Origin of the sequence: Amycolatopsis palatopharyngis (assembly GCF_003385185.1) — a bacterium.
In the GTDB taxonomy this organism is placed as follows: domain Bacteria; phylum Actinomycetota; class Actinomycetes; order Mycobacteriales; family Pseudonocardiaceae; genus Amycolatopsis; species Amycolatopsis palatopharyngis.
This window is the reverse complement of record NZ_PQHZ01000009.1, coordinates 156,850-176,251: the sequence shown is the minus strand read 5'-3', so window position 1 is coordinate 176,251 and position 19,402 is coordinate 156,850. Positions and strand designations below refer to the sequence as shown.

15 protein-coding genes are annotated in these 19,402 nt (G+C 68.9%); 7 read left to right on the top strand and 8 right to left on the bottom strand.

The genetic code is table 11. The annotated features are described in order from the left end of the window. Window positions 1-22 precede the first annotated feature (22 nt). A complete protein-coding gene (gene trmB, locus D0C15_RS09845) occupies window positions 23-727 on the top strand; it encodes a tRNA (guanosine(46)-N7)-methyltransferase TrmB (protein WP_116043139.1) in 705 nt (234 codons plus the stop codon). Window positions 728-794: 67 nt separating this feature from the next. On the opposite strand, the gene D0C15_RS09840 is transcribed toward trmB, so the two are convergent. Then, window positions 795-3,032 (bottom strand): FtsX-like permease family protein, encoded by a 2,238-nt coding sequence (locus D0C15_RS09840; RefSeq protein ID WP_116043137.1) that lies wholly within the window; start codon window positions 3,030-3,032, stop codon window positions 795-797. Then, window positions 3,029-3,754, bottom strand: coding sequence for an ABC transporter ATP-binding protein (locus D0C15_RS09835; RefSeq protein WP_116043135.1), 726 nt, complete (start codon window positions 3,752-3,754; stop codon window positions 3,029-3,031). The genes D0C15_RS09840 and D0C15_RS09835 overlap by 4 nt, the downstream gene beginning before the upstream one ends. A gap of 145 nt (window positions 3,755-3,899) precedes the next feature. On the opposite strand from D0C15_RS09835, the gene D0C15_RS09830 reads away from it, so the two are divergent. From D0C15_RS09830 to D0C15_RS09820, 3 genes are read left to right on the top strand one after another with little or no spacing between them, the layout of a single operon-like run. After that, window positions 3,900-5,714 (top strand): sensor histidine kinase, encoded by a 1,815-nt coding sequence (locus D0C15_RS09830; protein ID WP_116043132.1) that lies wholly within the window; start codon window positions 3,900-3,902, stop codon window positions 5,712-5,714. Continuing rightward, window positions 5,711-6,364 (top strand): response regulator, encoded by a 654-nt coding sequence (locus D0C15_RS09825; protein WP_281270680.1) that lies wholly within the window; start codon window positions 5,711-5,713, stop codon window positions 6,362-6,364. Before D0C15_RS09830 ends, D0C15_RS09825 begins: the two co-directional genes overlap by 4 nt. A gap of 25 nt (window positions 6,365-6,389) precedes the next feature. Beyond that, on the top strand, window positions 6,390-7,703 hold the full coding sequence (locus D0C15_RS09820) for an amidohydrolase family protein (RefSeq protein WP_116043128.1): 1,314 nt from the start codon (window positions 6,390-6,392) through the stop codon (window positions 7,701-7,703). Between the two features lie 120 nt (window positions 7,704-7,823). Here D0C15_RS09820 and D0C15_RS09815 read toward each other — a convergent pair whose 3' ends face one another. The 3 genes from D0C15_RS09815 to D0C15_RS09805 form a co-directional block, all read right to left on the bottom strand. After that, window positions 7,824-8,516 (bottom strand): SDR family oxidoreductase, encoded by a 693-nt coding sequence (locus D0C15_RS09815; RefSeq protein ID WP_116043126.1) that lies wholly within the window; start codon window positions 8,514-8,516, stop codon window positions 7,824-7,826. Between the two features lie 95 nt (window positions 8,517-8,611). Then, window positions 8,612-10,711, bottom strand: coding sequence for a PhoX family protein (locus D0C15_RS09810; protein ID WP_116043124.1), 2,100 nt, complete (start codon window positions 10,709-10,711; stop codon window positions 8,612-8,614). Window positions 10,712-10,870: 159 nt separating this feature from the next. After that, window positions 10,871-12,940, bottom strand: coding sequence for a PhoX family protein (locus D0C15_RS09805; protein WP_425455376.1), 2,070 nt, complete (start codon window positions 12,938-12,940; stop codon window positions 10,871-10,873). Between the two features lie 212 nt (window positions 12,941-13,152). Here D0C15_RS09805 and D0C15_RS09800 point away from each other — a divergent pair, with 212 nt between their 5' ends. Continuing rightward, entirely contained in the window at window positions 13,153-13,803 is a 651-nt protein-coding gene (locus tag D0C15_RS09800; protein ID WP_116043123.1) for an HAD family hydrolase, read from the top strand. A gap of 67 nt (window positions 13,804-13,870) precedes the next feature. On the opposite strand, the gene D0C15_RS09795 is transcribed toward D0C15_RS09800, so the two are convergent. Continuing rightward, a complete protein-coding gene (locus D0C15_RS09795; RefSeq protein ID WP_116043121.1) occupies window positions 13,871-14,962 on the bottom strand; it encodes an inositol-3-phosphate synthase in 1,092 nt (363 codons plus the stop codon). A gap of 56 nt (window positions 14,963-15,018) precedes the next feature. Next, complete coding sequence (locus D0C15_RS09790) at window positions 15,019-15,642, bottom strand: PadR family transcriptional regulator (RefSeq protein WP_116043119.1); 624 nt, start codon at window positions 15,640-15,642, stop codon at window positions 15,019-15,021. Window positions 15,643-15,896: 254 nt separating this feature from the next. On the opposite strand from D0C15_RS09790, the gene D0C15_RS09785 reads away from it, so the two are divergent. Continuing rightward, entirely contained in the window at window positions 15,897-16,295 is a 399-nt protein-coding gene (locus D0C15_RS09785) for a DUF5318 domain-containing protein (protein WP_116043117.1), read from the top strand. A 277-nt stretch (window positions 16,296-16,572) separates the two neighbouring features. Here D0C15_RS09785 and D0C15_RS09780 read toward each other — a convergent pair whose 3' ends face one another. After that, window positions 16,573-16,800, bottom strand: a complete 228-nt coding sequence (locus tag D0C15_RS09780) for a hypothetical protein (protein WP_116043115.1) — start codon at window positions 16,798-16,800, stop codon at window positions 16,573-16,575. A 90-nt stretch (window positions 16,801-16,890) separates the two neighbouring features. On the opposite strand from D0C15_RS09780, the gene D0C15_RS09775 reads away from it, so the two are divergent. Further along, on the top strand, window positions 16,891-19,311 hold the full coding sequence (locus D0C15_RS09775) for a transglycosylase domain-containing protein (RefSeq protein WP_116043113.1): 2,421 nt from the start codon (window positions 16,891-16,893) through the stop codon (window positions 19,309-19,311). Window positions 19,312-19,402 lie beyond the last annotated feature (91 nt).

Below are 19,402 nucleotides of genomic sequence, written 5' to 3'. Positions count from 1 at the left end.
GCCGGAGTCCACGCTGCCGCGGATGCGCAGCGTGGTCAGTTACGTACAGCGTGGCGGCCGGATGACTGTCGGCCAGGAGCGTGCCTGGGAAGAGCTGTGGCCGACGATGGGCCGTGCGGTTTCCGAACTGGGCGACATCGACGACGAACCGACCGACTTCGACGCCTGGTTCGGCCGGTCCGCGCCACTGCTGCTGGAGATCGGCTCCGGTATGGGCGAGACGACCTCGCAACTCGCAGCGGCGGCGCCCGAGCTCAACTACCTCGCCGTCGAGGTCTACCAGGCCGGGCTCGGTCAGCTGATGCTGCGCGCCGGCAAACTCGGCGTTGGCAACCTGCGGCTGCTGCACGGCGACGCCGTCATCCTGCTCACCAGGCACATCCAGCCGGGCACCCTCTCCGGCGTGCGGATCTTCTTTCCGGACCCATGGCCGAAGAAGCGCCACCACAAGCGCAGGCTCGTACAACCGGATTTCGTGGCGCTGATCGCGTCCCGGCTCGCTCCCGGCGGGACACTGCACCTGGCCACCGACTGGGAGCACTACGCGGAGCAGATGCTCGAGGTGTGCTCCGCAGAGCCTGCCCTGCGCAACACGAGCACCACCGAGCCGGGCTGGGCGCCGCGGCCGGACTGGCGGCCGGTGACGAAGTTCGAGCAGCGGGCACGTGAGGAGGGCCGCGTGAGCCGCGACCTGATCTTCGAGAAGGTCACCGGGACCGAGGCCTGAACGAGTGCCGCGCCTGCCGTCCTCCCCCCGACGGAAGGCGGCAGACGCGGCTCGCGCGGGCCGAGGCCTACTCGTCGGCCAGCGGCTCGGCCCTGACCCGCTTCAGCGCGGGTGTACAGACCGACGCGGCCAGCGCCGCGACACCGGCGCCGAGCACGATCGGCGCGAGGATCCACGGCGTGAGCACCGGTGCTCCCTCCTCGATGAGGATCAGCATTCCCGTCCCGACGAACACGCCGACCACTCCGGCCCCGACCGTGGCCACCATCGCGGGCAGCGCGGCCTCCATCCGCAGCGCCCGCGCGATGGTGCGCACCGGCGTTCCGGCCGCGATGAGCGCCCCGAACGTGCGCCTGCGGTCCATCACCGAACCGGCGGTCGCGATCGCCGCGCTGCACCCCGCGAGCATCGCGGCCGCGATCAGTCCGATGACTGTGACCCTGCGCAGGTCGGCGAGCTGCGTCTGCTCCCGGTCCAGCATCAGTTCCCGGCTCATCACCGGGCTCCCGCCCGCGGCCCCCACCAAAGCGGTCCGCACCACTTCCCGGTTCTCCGGCGTGGTTTGCACCGCGACCGTGGCCATCCCGGGAGTGAGACCGTCCGGCACCACAGCGGGATCGACCACCACCACGCCGAACATGTCGGCGTCCTTGCTCGTCACCGGCCGCCACGGGGTGTCCGCCGCCAGGGGGACTCCGGCAGTGTCGTAGTCCGGCCGCACCTCGAGGCCGTCGGTCTCGATCCGGTATTCGCTGTAGATGCCGGGAACACCTGCGCACGCTCCCCGCATGTCGAGCCGGATGAGCTTCTCGGCATCCGCGCAACTGAGCAGGAGTGCGGACTCTCCCGACCCCTCCCTGTTGACCAGCGTCACCATGTCTATGGCGCTCGCTCGTTGCGGCTGGCCGTAGCGCTCGAGTTCGGCGTTCGCGTCGTCCGCGATCTGCTGGACCTGCTCGCTGCCGGCGTTCAGGTAGAGCACCGAGTCCTGGAACTCGCGACCGCCGCCTGCCTTTGCCTCGAAGGTCGGCATCAGGGTCAGCGCCATCGAACCCGCGAACACCGCGAGCACGACCCCGGCCGAGGCTCGATACGCACCTCTCGGGTCGTCGCGCAGTCTGCGCCCCGCGAGCAGACCTGCGGGTTTGCGCCAGAGGCGCACGAAGATCCCGCCGATGACCGAGGTCACCCATGGCCCGACCACCGCGGCGGAGCCCACGAGACAGCCCAGTGCCAGGAACACCAGCATCAGGTCAGCGTTGCTGTCCGCCGTGGTGACGGTGACGAAGAAGAACAACCCGGCGGCAGGCACCGCGAGCAGGCGCCACCAGTGCAACGGCTTGGGCGAGTGCGCCGCCGCCGCCCCGAGCGGGGTCGCCATCACCCTTCGCAGCGCGAATACGGCCGCGGCGAGGACCAGCAACGGCATGACCACGACGATCAACGCGGTCACCGGGAGCGGCAGGATGAAGTCACCGGCCTGCCATTTGCCGCCGTCCCACGACACATTGGTGGCGAGCATGCTGAACACCGGGCTCAGCGTGAGACCGAGCAGCGCTCCACCCGTCGCCGCGATGGCGGTCTCGGCGGTGACCATGGACGTCACCTGGCCTGGAGTCGCACCGGCCAGACGCAACGCGGCGAGCCGGCGTTCCCTGCGCGCGGCGGTCAGCCGGGCAGCGGAACCGACCAGCACCAGGCTCGGGACCACCAGCACGACCACACCGACCCCCGCGAGCACGGTCAGCAGCGGATCCGGATCGCCGTCGTGGATCGCGAAGCCGGGCAGCGGAACCGCGTACTCCGACATCGAGCCGGCGGAATGCCCGACCAGTGCGACCAGCTGCCCCGGGGAGCTGATCGCGTCCTCGCCGAGCGTGCCGACGACGTTGTCACCGAACCGGTCGGACAGCTGCGAAGCTGGCAGGGCGGCCGCCTTCTCCGCCAGCGCGGGGGAGAGCAGTGCCTCACCAGGCGCGGGGAACTTCGGTACGCCCGGCGGTAGTTCGGGCACGGTCTCACCGGTCAGTGCGACATCGACCCGCTCGATCCGCTCGGAGCCGATGAAGTCGGTGCTGTTGTCGGCCCGCATCACCGGCGGGCCCTCGTTCTGGGCGGAGGTCATCCCGAAGTACGGGTTCTGCCAGGATGCGCGGTCGGCCCTGGCCTCGGTCGCGAACGGCAGCGCCACGAGCAGCAACACCAGCGCCGTGGCCACGGCGACCCCGGCAGCGGTGAGGATCGCGGAGGTGCGCGTCCGGCGATCGACCCGCAGGACGCGCAGCGCGAGACGGAAACTGTTCATCGAACGACACCATCCGGTCGCGTGATCTTTCCGTCCCGGATCGTCACGGTTCGCGGCACCGACTCCGCCAGCTCGCGGTCGTGGGTCACGATGACCACCGCGGCCTCGGTCTCCGCGGCGGCACCGAGCAGAGCGTCCATCGTGTCGCGCCCTGTGCGGGTGTCCAATGCGCCGGTCGGCTCGTCGGCGAAGATCACCTTCGGCCGGTGGGCCAGTGCCCTGGCGATCGCGACCCGTTGTGCCTCACCGCCGGAGAGCTCTCCCGGTCTGCGCTGCGCCTTGCCGGAGAGCCCGAGCCGCGACAGCCACTCGCGCGCGGCGGGCAGCGCGGCACCCCGGCTCCTGCCCCCGAGCAGCAGCGGGAGCGCGGCGTTCTCCTCCGCGGTCAGTTCGGCGACGAGCATCCCGGACTGGAAAACGAAACCGAACTCGGTCCGGCGCAACTCGCTGCGTTTCGTCTCGCTGAACTGGTCGATGCGGGTACCGGCCAGGTGGATCTCACCGGAGTCGGCACGCAGGATGCCGGCCAGCACGTGCAACAGCGACGTCTTGCCCGACCCGGAAGGTCCGACGATCGCCACCGCCTCACCCACCTCGATGTCGATATCGACCCCGGCTAGCGCGTGCTGGTTTCCGTAGCGCTTGACCAGCCCACGCCCGGCGAGCGCGGGAGCGGTTGCGACCGTCCCTGGTGGACGGTGGTCGGTGGTCTGCGGGTGCACGAGTGTTCTCCCTCACGGATTCACGGCGTCCGGGAACGCCCGGTTTCTTCCTCGCCGAGAACACTGGTCCACGAGCGGGGCCGGCCACTTCGGACAGAAGGCCAGCACTCGGGCTCGGCGTATCGGCCGTTCGGCCGAGGCGGCGATGGCTACCTGGCCAAGGTGCGCGGGCGCCGGGATCCTCTACCGTCGCTGTGTGTCCCCCGAAACTCCCGTGCGCACGGCCGGCGAATGGCTGCAGCGGCTCGGTCTGCCCGGAGTCGTGCTGCTCGCCGCGCTGCTGTGCGATCTCGCCATCATCGGGATGGCGAGTTTCGACAGCATCGGCCCCGCGGGTAGTGACCTGGCGCTGCTGCCCGGCGTGCTCGCGATGGCCGCTTGCGCTCGGTGGGCGTCGCGCCGGCCCGCGATGGCGGCCTTCGCCGGTGCGGGCGTGCTCGTCGCGGCTTCCGTGCTGATCCGGAGCAGTACCGCGACGCCGTACTCGGCGATCCTGTCGAACGTCTCGTTCACCGAGACGGTGGCCGGATTCGAGCTGGTGTTCTTCGCCGTTCGCGGGCTGCACGCCGGGGTCGCCGTCGTCACCAGCAGCTCCCTCGTGGTGGGTGGCCTGATCGCGGTCGGCACGAGGACCGGGTACATCGACCCCGGCGGCTCGGACTTCTTCCAGTCGATGTTGTTCGGTTCCCTGCTCCTGCTCGCCGCGGTACTCAGCGGTCTGCAGGGCAGAAATCCGAAGCAGCGGCGTTCGGAGGGGCTGCTCGGCGAGCTGATGCGGACGCAGTGGCCGGTGATCGGCGTGTTGACGCTGGCGCTGTTCCTCGAACTCGCCTCCGCGGCAGGGCCCGGCCTGCGCGCGGGTCCGACGGTGGTCTGCTCGATGGCGGCCGCACTGATCGCGGTTCTCGCCGCCCGGTACCCGGTGCCCGCCGCGCTCGCCCTCGTGGCGGTCATGTTCACCTCCGGCCTGTTCACCAACCTGTTCCTGCGCTCCGGCAACAGCTACCTGATGGTCGGCGCGGTTCCGCTGACCCAGATCACGGCGGGGCTGGCCGTGGTGGTGTTCCTGATCCGGTTCGCCGAGAACAGACGGGCGTGGCCGCTGATCGGACTACTCTCCGCTGTGGTCGCGATGACCGCGATCGCCGCCGACGGCAGCTGGGGAACCCCCTTCAGCGGCGCCTCGCTGCGGCAGCTGTTCGTCTCCGCGGCATTGCTGCTGGGTATCGCGGTCGCCTTCGGCCTGTTCCTCCGGTCCAGGGATGCCCAGCGGACCCAGGCCGTGCAGACGGCGGTGAGCGACGCACAAACCGCGGAGCGGATGGCACTGGCGAGAGAACTGCACGACGTCGTGGCACACCACGTCACCGGCATCGTGGTGCAGGCACAGGCGGCCAAGATGCTGGCCGAGCGGGATCCGCGGATCGCCGCCGAGGCGATGGATCGGATCGAGACCGCGGGTGCGGAGGCGTTGACCGCCATGCGCAGGCTGGTGCGGAGCATGCGCGGGGACGCTCCGGCCGGCGCGGGCGAATTCAATGAACAGGCCACCACCGACCTCAGGGCGGACCTGCGGAAACTGGTCGACTCGGCGAACCACGGTGTACCCACCGAGGTGGATCTCGAGCTGCCCCCAGGACTTCCGCAAGAGGTGGCCAGGTCGACGCTGCGACTCGTGCAGGAGTCGCTGACCAACGTCGGCAAGCACGCCACCGGCGCCACGAAGGCGACCGTTTCGGTGCGCGTGACCGAAGGGGAACTGCACGTCCGGGTGCGCGACGACGGCAACCACGACGCCACCCGCCCGGACCGCGCGGCCGCGCTCGGCTCGGGAGGCTACGGTTTGATCGGCATGCGTGAGCGGGTCGAACTGCTGCACGGCAGACTTTCCGCGGGGCCGGGTCCGGACGGGGGCTGGCTGGTCGAGGCATGGCTGCCGGTGGAGGGCGGAGAAGAGTGACGATCCGGGCATTGATCGCCGACGACCAGGACATGGTCAGGATCGGGTTCAGGATGATCCTGGACGCGCAGGAGGACATGGAGGTCGTCGCCGACGTGGGCAACGGCGTGGACGCCGTACGCAAGGCCCGCGAGCTGCGACCGGACGTGTGCCTGCTCGACATCCGGATGCCGGGCCTCGACGGACTCGAGGTGACCAGGCAGCTCGCCGGTCCCGACGTCACCGATCCGATCAAGGTCGTCGTGGTGACCACCTTCGACCTTGACGAGTACGTACACACCGCGCTGCGCAACGGCGCCAGTGGTTTTCTGCTGAAGGACGCGGGCCCACCGCTGCTGCTGGAGGCCGTACGCGCCGCGGTTCGCGGTGACGCGCTGGTGTCACCGCAGATCACCGTGCGACTGCTGCAGCACTTCAACGGCAGCGCCGTGAAACGGGAGTTCGAACAGCCCGACGAGCCGCTGACCGCCCGCGAGACCGACGTCGTGAAGGCCACCGCGCGCGGGCTGACGAACACGGAGATCGGCGCGGAGCTGTTCCTTTCGCTGTCCACGGTGAAGACCCACCTGGCGTCGGTTCAGGGCAAGATCGGTGCGCGCAACCGGGTCGAGATCGCGGCGTGGGCGTGGCGCAGCGGGCTGCTGTCCTGAGCTCACGCCTCCGTAGGATCGCGCCATGACGTCCCGTCGGCTTCGTGCCCCACTCGTCCTGCCAGCCGATCCAGCCTGCTCCGTGCTGCGCGACGCGGTGGTCGACATCGACTCGAACGGCCGGATCTCCTACTGCGGGCCAGCAGCTGGCGCCCCCGCCCCGGACGGCGCGCTGGTCACCGACCTGCCGGGCATGTTGCTGCCCGGACTGGTCAACACGCATGCGCACAGCCCGATGGTGCTGCTGCGCGGGATGGGCGGGGAGCTGCCGCTGCTGCGGTGGCTACGCGAGATCATCTGGCCCGCCGAGGCGCGACTGCGCCCGGAGGACATCCGCACCGGAATGCTGCTGGCATCGGTGGAGATGCTCCGGCACGGGGTGACCACGAGCGCGGAGATGTACTTCCACGGCGAGCAGGTGGCGGATGCGGTGCTGGCGGCGGGGGCGCGGGCGGTGATCGGATCGCCGATCATCGACCTGCCGGGGATGGACTGGCGCGCGATGACCGATGCGACCGACCGGTGGATCGACGCCGACGGGCTGCGATTCGGGCCGGGCGAACGGATCGAGCTGAGCTACGGGCCGCACTCGGCGTACATGCTGCCGCCCGAGGCGCTGGAGAACGTGGCCGAGCAGGCCGCGGCCCGCAGGGCACTCGTGCAGATCCACGTCGCGGAGGCGGCTGACGAGGACGAGCGGCAGCGGGCCGAGTACGGCTCTGTTCCGCGATTGCTGGACAAGGTGGGCCTGCTGGACGGCAGGCTCATCGCGGCACACGCCGTGCATCTGTCCGATGAGGACATCACTCTGCTGGCCGCACGGGGCGCGGCGGTCGCGCACTGCCCGGGGTCGAACGCCAAACTCGCGTCCGGCATCGCCAGGTTGAGCGATCTCCGCGCGGCGTCGGTCCCGGTTGGGCTCGGCACGGACGGACCGGCCAGCAACGACGACCTCGACCTGTGGGAGGAGGTCCAGCTCTCCGCGATGCTCAGCCGTCTGTCCACAGGGGATTCGACTGCGCTGGGCGCGAGGCAGGCCTTGCTACTGGCGACCCGTGAGGGCGCCCGCGCACTCGGACGCGACGACATCGGAGCGCTGGAGACCGGACGCTGGGCCGACGTCGTGCACATCGATCTGGACGACCCGGCATTCGCCACGGGCCAGGACGTGCCGGACGAGCAGCTGCTGTCGAACCTGGTGTGGGCGGCGGGCTCGCGGCGGGTGCGCGATGTCTGGGTCGCGGGCGAGCAGGTGGTGGGCGGCGGCGAGTCCACCCGCGTGGACCGCGGCGCCGCCCAGGCGTCCGTCGCGACGGCCGCCGCCCGCATCCGCGCCTGACCCCACCAGCCTGCCTCGCACTTTCCCGGGAAAGTGCGCTCCCCTATGGGGCCTGGCCTGGGCAAAGCCTCGCCGGGCCCCGCGCTTTCCCGGGAAAGTGCGACTTGGTGTGTGGGCGCGTCAGCGGGTGGGGCGGGGGCGGATGACGAGGTCGGTGAGATGAGCGTCGGGGCTGGCGGACACGGCCGCGAGCACCGCTGTCGCCACCGAATCCGGGCGGAGGAAACGCTCGGGGAGGTACTCGCCGCCCTCCTCGGCGACCAGCGCCTGTTGCATCTCGGTGTCGGTGCGGCCGGGGTGCACCGAGGTCACCCTGATCCCGTTGGCCTCCTCCTCGGCGCGCAACACCTCGGTGAAGGCGCGGGCCGCGAACTTGCTCGCCGCGTAGGGGCCCCAGCCTGCCCGCGCGTTCAGCCCGGCACCGGAGTTGAGCACCACCACGTGTCCCTTCGCGGCCCGCAGAGCGGGCAGCAGGAGCCGGGTCAACTCGGCCACCGCGACGACGTTCACCTCGAAGTTCTGCCGCCAGTCGTCCGGCGCGGCCCGCTCGACGGTCCCCAGGGTGGCTACCCCCGCCGAATGGACGAGCACGTCCAGGTGACCGATGTCGCCGGCGGCCGCGCTCAACGCCTCCGGCTCGGTGAGGTCCACCGGCCACGGGGTCGAGCCGGGGATCTCGGCGGCCCGTTCGGCGAGCGCGTCGCCGTCCCGGCCGCCGAGCAGGACCCGATGGGTGGGTGAGAGGGCATGGGCGACGGCCGCGCCGATGCCCCTCGACGCGCCGGTGACCAGTGCGAGCGGTTGCTGAGCCATGGCTCCACCGTAAGAGCCGGGCCTGCCGCCCGCGCGGGCACCCGGGTACGGCTGAAGCGCCGTACCCGGGCGTGCCGCGTCAGCGGTTCACCCGGTCAGCGGGAACCGATCTCACCCGGCCTGCCGAACCTGCCCTTCTTCCACACCGACACGATGGCGGGACGCGGGATGGACCTGCCCCCGTCCGGCCAGTGCGACGTGGGGGCGCCGGAGTTCGGCGCGTCCTCGCCGGGGTGCTGCACGGCGACCAGCACCAGGTTGTCCGTCACCACAGGGCCGCTGGCCTCGGCGGCGTAGGGCACCGTGAGGAACTGCTTGACGTAGCCGCGCTCCGGGCCCTCCACCGGCACCGAGAAGAGGCCGTCGTTCGAGCCGAGCGCGTTGCCGTCCGTGGAGATCCACAGGTTGCCGTGCCGGTCGAACGCGACGTTGTCCGGGCAGGAGATCGGCGAGACCTTGCTCTTGTCGAACCCACCGAAGTAGGTGTCGGCGGTCTCCGGGTCACCGCAGACCAGCAACAACCGCCAGGAGAACCTGGTGGCGGCGCCGTCGCCACCCTGCTCCTCCCACTCCAGCACGTGACCGTTGCGGTTGCCGACGCGCGGGTTTGCCTCGTCGGCCCCCGCCTTGCCCGCCTTGCCGCGGTCGGAGTTGTTGGTGAGCGCGGCGTAGATCCGGCCGTTGACCGGGTTCGGCTCGATGTCCTCGGGACGGTCCATCTTGGTCGCACCGGCCCTGTCGGCCGCGAGGCGCGTGAAGACGTACACCTCTTCGGCGGTGAAACCGTCCACGAAGGACTTGTCGCCGCTGGCCAGCTTGATCCACTCGCCGACGCCGTCGAACTCGCCGTCGGCAGGCAGGCTGCCGGACCCGTCGAACTCGTCCGCCGGGCTGTCACCGGTGAACTTGGCGACGTACAGCGTGCCGTCGTCGAGCAGGCCCATGTTGTGCCTGCGCGCGTGCGCACTCGTGCCCCGCTTGTACCTGCCGTTGGAGACGAACTTGTAGATGTAGTCGAACCGCTCGTCGTCACCGGAGTACACCGCGACGCGGTTGTCCTTGGTGATCTTCACCGCGGCACCCTCGTGCTTGAACCGGCCGAGCGCGGTGTGCTTCACCGGCGTGGAGTTCGGATCGTGCGGGTCGATCTCCACGACCCAGCCGAACCGGTTCACCTCGTTCGGCTCCTTGGCGACGTCCCAGCGCTTGTCGTAGCGCTCCCACTTGCGCCTGCTCTCGCCACCGCGCAGGCCATAGCGGTCCAGCCGCTCCCGCTCGACGGGGTCGGTGACCGTGCCCGCGTTGGCGAAGTACTGGTTGAAGTTCTCCTCGCCCGACAGCACCGTGCCCCACGGCGTGACACTGCCCGCACAGTTGTTCTGCGTGCCGAAGACCTTCCTGCCGGTGCTGTCCGCGGAGGTCTTCAGGTACTTCGACCCAGCGGCGGGGCCGCGCAGCTCGAACTCGGTGTTGATTGTGATCCGCCGGTTGCGACGGCTCGGCTGCACCCGCAGTCCACCTTGGGCCGGGTCGCGGTAGGCCTGCACCACGCTCAGCCCGTGCGCCGCCCAGGCGATCCGGACCTGCTCCTCGGTCGGGTTCGCCGGGTCGTACTGGTCGACCGGGAACATATGCGTCTCGGTCGTGTACTCGTGGTTGACCACGAGCAGGTTGCGGTGGCCCAGCGGGTCCTGCGGGATCAGCCCGACGAAGTCGTTGTTGTAGCCGAACTGCTGCTCCTGCGCGGCCGCCGTCTGGTTCTCGAAGTCGAACTTCGGCGCACCGGGCAGCACCGGGTCACCCCAGCCGATGACCACGTTCTGGTCGTAGCCGCGCGGGATGACGACGGCGTCGTCGATGTTCGGTTCGACGGCGTCGAACTCGGTGCCGGGCACCGGCCGCTCCGGCCTGCCGGGCTTGCCCTGGCCTCGGCCGGGAGCCCCGTGGCTGGGAGCCGCGGCGGCCGTACCGGACAGTGCGGCGAACCCGCCCGCTGCCGCGGCCATCACGGCGCTCGCCTTCAGTGCACCGCGCCGCGACACGACCTCGGACACGACGTCGCCGAAGTACTCGTTGCCGGAGGTGTTGGGCGCGGGGTGGGCACAGGCGTTGCCGCACCGGTACTCGCAGGTGACCGCGGATCGGCCACCTGGGTGGGAGGTCGACAGCGGAAGCAGTCGGGGTTCGAAGGACACAAGGCCTCCATGGTGGTTCACTCGGTCAGGGGAACGTGGCAAACGTTAGGTCGGCTAAGCGATGCGCTTCGAAAGTCCAAATGAACACCACGCGAACGTGAGCGGACCCAGCTCGTCCGGGGGCGAGCTGGGTCCGCGATTCAGCTGTTTCAGCGGGGGTCAGCCGATGGGGGACAGGCCGTTCCTGCCTGGTTTCCACACCGCGACCACGGAAGGCCGGGGGCGGTTGTCACCACCGTCCGGCCAGTTCGAGGCGGGGTTGTCGGCACTGGCACCGTCCACCTCGCCGGGGTGCTGCACACACACCGTGACGACCTTGTCCCCGATCACCGGGCCACAGGTCTCCCCACCCCGGGGCACCGTGAGGAACAGCCGCAGGTCGCCGCGCCTGCTGCCTTCCAGCGGCACGGCGTAGAGCCCGTCGTTGATGCCGAGCGCGCCGCCCGAGTCGGTGGAGACCCACAGGTTGCCGTGGTGGTCGAAGGCCACGTTGTCCGGACTGGAGATCGGGCTGACCTGGTCCTTCGGGAAACCGGCGAAGTAGGTGTCCGGGGAGTTCGGGTCCCCGCACACCAGTAGCAGCCGCCAGCTGAAGCTGGTGGCCAGCGCGTCGCCCCGCTCCTCTTCCAGCTCCACGACCTGACCGTGCTTGTTGCCGGTGCGCGGGTTCACCTCGTCGGCGGCGGGGAAGCCTTCCTTACCCCTTGCCGAGTTCTTGGTGAGCGCGAAGTAGACCCGGCCGGTACCCGGGTGCGGCTGGATGTCCTCGGGCCGGTCCATCTTCGTGCCCCCGACGCGGTCGGCGGCCTCCCTGGTGAAGACGTAGACCTCCTCCGCGGTCATTCCCGGCACGAACGAACGGTTGCCGCTGACCAGCGGCAACCACTCACCGGTGCCGTCGAACTCGCCGTCGGCAGGCAGAGTCCCGGAACCGTCGATCTCACCTGGGCTGTCCCCGGTGAACCGGCCGACGTAGAGGGTGCCCTCGTCCAGCAGGGTCATGTTGTGCCGGCGAGCCGACCTGCTGGCGCCCTTCTTCATCTTGCGGTCGGAGACGAACTTGTAGACGTACTCGAAGGCTTCGTCGTCGCCGGAGTAGGCGACCACCCTGCCGTCGTCCGCGACCCGGATGGTGGCGCCCTCGTGCTTGAACCGGCCGAGTGCCGTGTGTTTGATCGGTGCGCTGTGCGGGTCCCGCGGGTCGAGCTCGATGATCCAGCCGAATCGGTTCGCCTCGTTGGGCTGCTGGGTGAGATCGAAGCGGGAGTCGAAGCGCTCCCACTTGCGACCGGTCTCCGTGCCCGTCATGCCGTATCGGGCGAGGCGTGCGCGTACCGCGGGGTCGGCCACCTCGTCCGCGTTCGCGAAGTACTGGTTGAAGTTCTCCTCGCCGGACAGGATCGTGCCCCACGGGGTGACACCGCCCGCGCAGTTGTTCAACGTCCCCAGCACCCGGGTTCCGGTGGGGTCGTCCGGGGTCTTGAGCAGGTCGCTGCCCGCAGCGGGACCGGCGACGACGAACGGCGTGCGGGCGGTGATGCGGCGGTTGAACCCGGACGACCTCGAGCTGTAGGCGCCGGAGTTCCAGCTCCGCGTGACCAGGAGGACCGAGAGCCCGTGCGCGGCCCAGGCGATGCGCACCTGTTCCTCGGTCGGATTCGCCTCGTCGTAGCCACGGAACATGAACTCTTCTGTCGTGTACTCGTGGTTGGTCACCAGCAGCGCGGCCAGTCCCTGATGATCCATCGGCAGCAGGGCGGCGAAGTCGTTGTTGAAGCCGAACTGCTGCTCCTGCGCGGCCGCCGTCTGGTTCTCGAAATCGAACTCGGGTGCACCCGGCAGGATCGGATCACCCCAGCGGATGACGATGGCCTGCTCGTAGCCGTCCGGCACGACGACGGTATCGAGCGTGTTCGGCTCGACCCGCTGGAAGTCCGTCCCCGGCGCGGGGCCCGCCGGCCTGCCGCTCTCGGCTGCTGCGGCACCAGCAGGGCGGGCGAGTCCGCCCGCGCCGAGGGCGCCGGCGGCGAACGTCACCACAGCCGCGGCACGCAGTGCGCCACGGCGGCTCATCACCTGGTCGACGATCTCCCCGAAGTACGGGTTGCTCGTGGGATTCGATGGCTCGTGGAAGCAGGCATCCCCGCACCGGTACTTACAGGTGACGGCGGCTCGCCCGCCGGAATGCACGGGCTGGATGGGGAGCAGGTGCTGCGGCAGTGCTGGCAACGCGACCTCCGGGGCTCAGTTCGGGCCCCGACGTTAAGCCACTATCCATCTGGATGGAATCCGCCATTCGACAGTTCTTCACGAAGATGTTGTTGTGCTCAGAACTCCTCGCCGGCCAATGCCGCCTCGGCGGGCACCGTGTGCGGATCGGCAAGGCTAACTTATTTACTGAGCAATGCTAAGTAAATCGACTCACAGGTACGTTGGCTGTCGTGGATGCTGTGATATTCGATCTTGACGGAGTACTGGTCGACTCGGAGCGAACCTGGGACGAGGTGCGCAGAGCCGTGGTCGCCGAGCAGGGCGGGCAGTGGCGGGAGGAGGCCACTCGAGCTCTGCAGGGGATGAGCACCCCGGAGTGGGCGCGATATCTGGTGACGGAGCTGGGGCTGCCGCTGCCTCCGGAGGAGGTCGCCGAGCTGGTTGTCAACCGGATGGCACAGCGCTACGAGCAGGGCCCGCCGGTCCTGCCCGGAGCCGAACAGGCAGTCCGCGCGGTAGGCGAGCTGTGTCCGGTCGCGATCGCCAGCTCGTCACCGCCGGTACTGATCACGGCGTTTCTGGAAGCGACGGACCTGACCGGGCTCGTCCGGGTCGCGTTGTCCAGCGAGCAGGTGGCCGCTGGCAAGCCCGCGCCGGACGTCTACCTCGAAGCGGCCGCCCAGCTTGGCGTGAACGCTCGGTCGTGCATCGCCGTCGAGGACTCGACCAACGGACTCCGGTCGGCGCTGGCGGCCGGGATGACCGTGATCGGCGTGCCGAACCCGCACTTCCCACCGGACCCCGACGTGCTCGCCGAGGTTCACACCGTGCTGGACGACCTGGCCGAGCTGCCCGCCACCGTCAGCGGGTTGCTCAGCTGAAAAACACCATGGCCACCTCGGGGGCCTCTGCCGTCCCCGAGATGGCCATGGTGAATGGGCCGAACGATCAGCGGTCGAGCTCGCCCGCGATGAACTTCTCCACCGCGTCGTAGGCCTCGGAGTCGCGGTACTGCTCCGGCGGCGACTTCATGAAGTACGAGGACGCCGAGAGGATCGGGCCGCCGATGCCGCGATCGATGGCGATCTTCGCCGCGCGCACGGCGTCGATGATGATGCCCGCCGAGTTCGGCGAGTCCCACACCTCGAGCTTGTACTCCATGTTCAACGGCACGTCGCCGAAGGCGCGGCCCTCGAGCCGCACGTAGGCCCACTTGCGGTCGTCCAGCCACTGCACGTAGTCGGACGGGCCGATGTGCACGTTGCCCTTGCCGAGGTCGCGGTCGACCTGTGAGGTGACCGACTGGGTCTTGGAGACCTTCTTGGACTCCAGCCGCTCCAGCTCCTTCATGTTCAGGAAGTCCATGTTCCCGCCCACGTTGAGCTGCATCGTGCGGTCGAGCTGCACGCCACGGTCCTCGAACAGCTTCGCCAGCACCCGGTGCGTTATGGTCGCGCCGACCTGGGACTTGATGTCGTCACCGACGATCGGCACCCCGGCCTCGGTGAACTTCGCCGCCCACTCCGGGTCGGAGGCGATGAACACCGGCAGCGCGTTGACGAAGCCGACCTTCGCGTCGATCGCGGCCTGCGCGTAGAACTTGTCGGCGTCCTCGGAGCCGACCGGCAGGTACGACACCAGCACGTCGGCCTTGGCCTCACGCAGCGCCGTCGCCATGTCGACCGGCTGCTCGTCGGACTCGTCGATGGTCTCGCGGTAGAACCGGCCGAGCCCGTCATAGGTGTGCCCACGCTGCACGGTGACCCCGAGCGGCGGCACGTCGGCGATCTTGATCGTGTTGTTCTCGCTGGCGACGATGGCTTCCGAGAGGTCGCGGCCGACCTTCTTGGCGTCCACGTCGAACGCGGCGACGAACTCGATGTCGCGGACGTGGTACTCACCGAACTGCACGTGCATCAGCCCTGGCACGCGCGCTGTGGGGTCGGCGTCCTGGTAGTACTGGACGCCTTGCACCAGCGACGCCGCGCAGTTGCCAACGCCCACGATGGCCACCCGCACCTTGCGGCGGTTCTCGCCCATGCCGGTTTCTCCTTTAACTCGTGTTCTCTGTCGTAGGTCTTTTCCGAGCCGTCCGGTCAGGTCTGCTGCCCGCGTTGCTCGGCCTGTTCATGCGCGATCAGCTCGTTGAGCCAACGCACCTCCCGTTCACTGGTCTCCAGCCCAAGCCGGTGCAGTTCCCGGGTGTAGCGGTCGATCTTCTCCTCGGCCCTGGCCATGGCGGCGCGCAAACCTTCGCGGCGTTCCTCGACGCGTCGGCGCCTGCCCTCCAAAATCCGCATCCTGACGTCGGCCGGTGTCCTCGAGAAGAACGTCAGATGGACACCGAAACCTTCGTCGTCCCAGGTCTGCGGCCCGGCGTCGCCGAGCAGTTCGGCGAACCGCTCCTTGCCTTCCGCCGTGAGCTTGTAGACCCGCTTGGCGCGGCGGCCCCAGCCACTTCTGTTCTGCTGACGGCCAGCCGCCTTTGCCTGACCTGGTGTCGCCGGTGTGGCTGTCGCGGACTCGGTGGTCCCAGCCGCACCGACCTCGGCCGGCTCCTCCACGATCAACCCGGCTCGTTGCAACCGACGTAGGGTCGGATAAAGCGAGCCGTAGGAGAACGTGCGGAACGGTCCGAGCGTTTCGTGTAGCCGTTTGCGCAGCACATAGCCGTGCATGGGCGCCTCGTGCAGCAGACCCAGTACGGCGAACTCCAGCACAGTGCACCCCCTTCGGGAACAAACGGCGCCACCAACGGATTTCAGGTAGTACCCGGCGATGACGAACCGAAACCTACCGCGCCACTATATCGCACCGATACATCGAAGTGGTGTAGCTAACGGCCCTGATCCACCCATAGGCCAGGCTATGTTTACCGAAAAGTTATTCAGTTTTGGGCGTGTCGCCTCGGTTGCGACCGTCACTCCGCGGATCGGCTCATGGCGTTCCAACCGGCAGCACGTACTCTGTTGAGGTGCGAAACCAGCGGCAGGTCGTCGACTACGCGTTACAGCGCAAAGCGCTGCTCGCCGAGGTCTACTCCGGTCGAGTCGGCACCATGGACGTGTGTGACGCCAGCCCGTATCTGCTGCGGGCGGCGAAGTTCCACGGCCGGTCCACCGACTCGAGTTGCCCTGTCTGTCGCAAAGAGGCATTGACGCAGGTCAGCTGGGTGTACGGAGACGAGCTCAAGCACGTCGCCGGATCGGCGCGGGCACCTGACGAACTGGACCGGATGGCCGGCCTGTTCGGCGAGTTCACCGTCTACGTGGTCGAGGTGTGCCGGTCGTGTAGCTGGAACCATTTGGTGCAGTCATACGTCCTGGGAACCGGAGAGACACAAACCCGCTCTCGGAGGACTGCGGGGCAGTGATCACTCCGACCGTTCCGACCACTCTGACCATGCAGAACACCCTGAACACCACAGCTCATGAACACAGGGCGGCGAGCAAGTTCGCGCCGGTCTGGGAGGCTCATTCGTGAACGACGACCACAACCGCCGCTGGCCGGAGCAGGAACCAGGCCGCGGCAGGCACGAGCAGTGGCCGGCAGGCGAAGGCGGCGCACCACAGTGGCCCTCCGGTGACGAGCCACCCCCACCTCCGCCACCTCGGGCGCAGCGTCCGGTTCCGCCGCGGCGCCCGCCACAGTCACCGCAACAGCCACCGCAGCAGCCACCTCGGCAGCCGCAGCAGCCTCCCCAGCAGCCGCAGTGGCCAGGCGCGGAGGACGCCGCTCCCCGCTGGCCCGGTGGCGGTGGCGTGCCGGATGTTCCCCAGCGCCCCGCGCAGCCCCGCCGCCCCGGCCCCCAGTATCCGGGGCCCGCTCAGGGTCGGCAGCAGCCACCGACTCCACCCGGTGGAATGCCGGGCAGGCACCAGGGGCCGCCTCCTCCCGGCGCTCGCCCACCTGGTGGTCCCGGTGGTCCCGCAGGGCCACCCCCACGTGGCGGGCAGCGCCCTGGCGGGATGGCGCCACCACCGCCACCCCCACCGCGTCGCCCGCAGGTGGAGCAGCCGACCGGCATGGTCGGCCAGCGCATCGGTCCCGAGGACCGGGAGCCTGAGCTGCTGACCCATCACACCCACAACGGCACGGGTGTCGACGAGGACGGCTACGACGCCCACTGGACCAATGACGAAGAGCACAGCCTGCACGAACCAGGCCTCGACGACTACTACGACGAGGACGAGCAGGACTACGACGAGGACGGCAAGCCGATCCTGACGCCGGAGCAGCGCAAGAAGCGCCGGTGGCGGCGGGTCCGCCGCTCGCTCTACGTGATGACCGGGCTGTTCCTCGTGCTGCCCGCATTGGCGTTCACGATCGCCTACTTCCTGGTGGACGTGCCGTCGCCGGACGAGGTCGCGGCCAGCCAGGACAAGGTCGTCACCTACTTCTACGCCAACGGCGACGTCCTGGGTAAGGACATCCAGGGCAACGGCAACCGGCAACTGCTCAAGGCGGAGGAGATCCCCGACGTCGTCAAGCACGCGGTCTACGCCGCCGAGGACGCGACCTTCGAGACCAACCCCGGGTTCGACGTCACCGGCATCATGCGGGCGGCCTGGAACCAGGTGACCGGCGGCGTCGGTGGCGGTTCCACGATCAGCCAGCAGTACATCAAGAAGGCCACCGAGAACGACGACGCGACCTACACCAGGAAGTTCCTCGAGCTCGTCAAGTCGTTCAAGATGAACAACGAGCAGGAAAAAAGCGAGATCATCACCGCGTACCTGAACACGATCTACTTCGGTCGCGGTGCGCACGGGATCTCGACGGCCTCTCAGGCGTACTTCAACAAACCGGTCGACAAGCTGTCGGCATCCGAGGCGGCGGTGCTGGCCGGAGTCATCCAGGCGCCGAGCCGATCGGACGATCCGGAGTACCTGGACCGCCGCTGGAACTTCGTGATGGACCAGATGGTGGCCAACAGGTGGTTGCCGAAGGCCGACCGGGACGCCGCGCAGCTGCCGGAACTGGTCCCCGAGGACGAGACCAAGTCCGAAAAGATCACCGGACCCAACCGGCACATCCAGAGCCGGGTGGAGCAGGAGCTCGCCGCCAGGGGCTATCCCGAGGAGAAGATCCGGGCGGGCGGCTTCAAGATCTACACCACCATCGACCCGGACGCGCAGGCCAAGGCCGTCGCGGCGGTGGACGAGGTGATGGAGGGCCAGCCCGCCGAACTGCGTAAGGCACTGGTCGCGGTGGACCCGAACACCGGCGGCGTGCTGGCCTACTACGGCGGCCCGGCGGACCCGAAGCTGGACGCGGTGGACTGGGGCAACACGCAGCGCAACCCGGGGTCGGCGTTCAAGGCGTTCGACCTGGTGGCCCTGCTGCAACGCGGCAAGGGCCTCGGGGAGACCTACGACGGCCGTTCCGGCCGGATGTTCCCGGGCAGGGAGGCGCCGGTGAACAACGCTGGCCCGAACAGCAGCTGCGGCCCCAACTGCACGGTTGCCGAGGCGATGGAGCGCTCGGCGAACACCGTGTTCTACGACATGGTGCTCAATGACACGGGCGTGCAGGGCGTGAAGGACGCCGCGCTGGCGGCCGGTATCCCGGAGAAGCACGGAAAGACCGAAACCATGCCGAAGCCGGACGGCAACATCGCGATCGGTGGTGGGGACGTCATGGTCACTCCGGAAGACATGGCGTCCGCGTACGGCACTTTTGCCGCGGATGGCGTCCACCGGGATTCGCATTTCGTCACGCGAGTGGAGGAATCGGACGGCACGCTGGTGTACGAGACTCCAGTCGAGGAGAAGGTGGCCTTCTCGGACGACAAGGCGAAGAGCAAGCAGATCGCCGGCAACGTCACGGAGTCACTGGAGCCGGTGCTGCCGTTCTCCGATCTGACCTGTGCCGATGGTCGCGACTGCGCCGGTAAGACCGGCACGCACCAGTACGTGGCCGACGGTGGCGCGGAGACCGATGAGAACGCGCAGGCCTGGATGGTGGGCTACACGCCACAGATCTCCACGGCGACCTGGGTCGGGACCGGAGTCAACGAGCCGATCCAGACCGCAAACGGGCAGAAGATCTACGGCAGTGGCCTTCCTGGTGAGATTTGGCAGAAGTTCATGAACTCCTACCTCGAGGGCAAGCCCAAGCTGAAGTTCCCCGAGGTCGACATGATCGGTAAGCAGGTCCAGCCGGAACCACCGCCGCAGACCAGGACCCAGGTGCGCACTACCGAGGCGGTCGAGACCACCGAAGCGTCGAAGACCACGGAGAAGCCGAGCAAGTCGAAGAAGCCCGAGAAGTCGTCCGAGGACAGCACGACCAGCCCCGAGGACAGCACGGGCAATCCGGACGAGGACCCCAGCGACATCGGCCTCTTCCCCAGACCGTCACGCGGCGGCGGAAACGACGACGAGTAAGGAACGCCGGGAGGTGCCGTAGATCCCGCCCTCCCACGCGGTAAACGTGGGGCGGGAATCGCAGCCATGACCAGGACGTGCTAGTCATACC

Bases quoted from the DNA above. Each gene is read 5' to 3' on its own strand.
- trmB (WP_116043139.1), top strand. From the start codon at position 23: ATGCGCAGCGTGGTCAGTTACGTACAGCGTGGCGGCCGGATGACTGTC.
- D0C15_RS09840 (WP_116043137.1), bottom strand. From the start codon at position 3,032: ATGAACAGTTTCCGTCTCGCGCTGCGCGTCCTGCGGGTCGATCGCCGG.
- D0C15_RS09830 (WP_116043132.1), top strand. From the start codon at position 3,900: ATGGCTACCTGGCCAAGGTGCGCGGGCGCCGGGATCCTCTACCGTCGC.
- D0C15_RS09820 (WP_116043128.1), top strand. From the start codon at position 6,390: ATGACGTCCCGTCGGCTTCGTGCCCCACTCGTCCTGCCAGCCGATCCA.
- D0C15_RS09815 (WP_116043126.1), bottom strand. From the start codon at position 8,516: ATGGCTCAGCAACCGCTCGCACTGGTCACCGGCGCGTCGAGGGGCATC.
- D0C15_RS09795 (WP_116043121.1), bottom strand. From the start codon at position 14,962: ATGGGCGAGAACCGCCGCAAGGTGCGGGTGGCCATCGTGGGCGTTGGC.
- D0C15_RS09775 (WP_116043113.1), top strand. From the start codon at position 16,891: ATGGCGCCACCACCGCCACCCCCACCGCGTCGCCCGCAGGTGGAGCAG.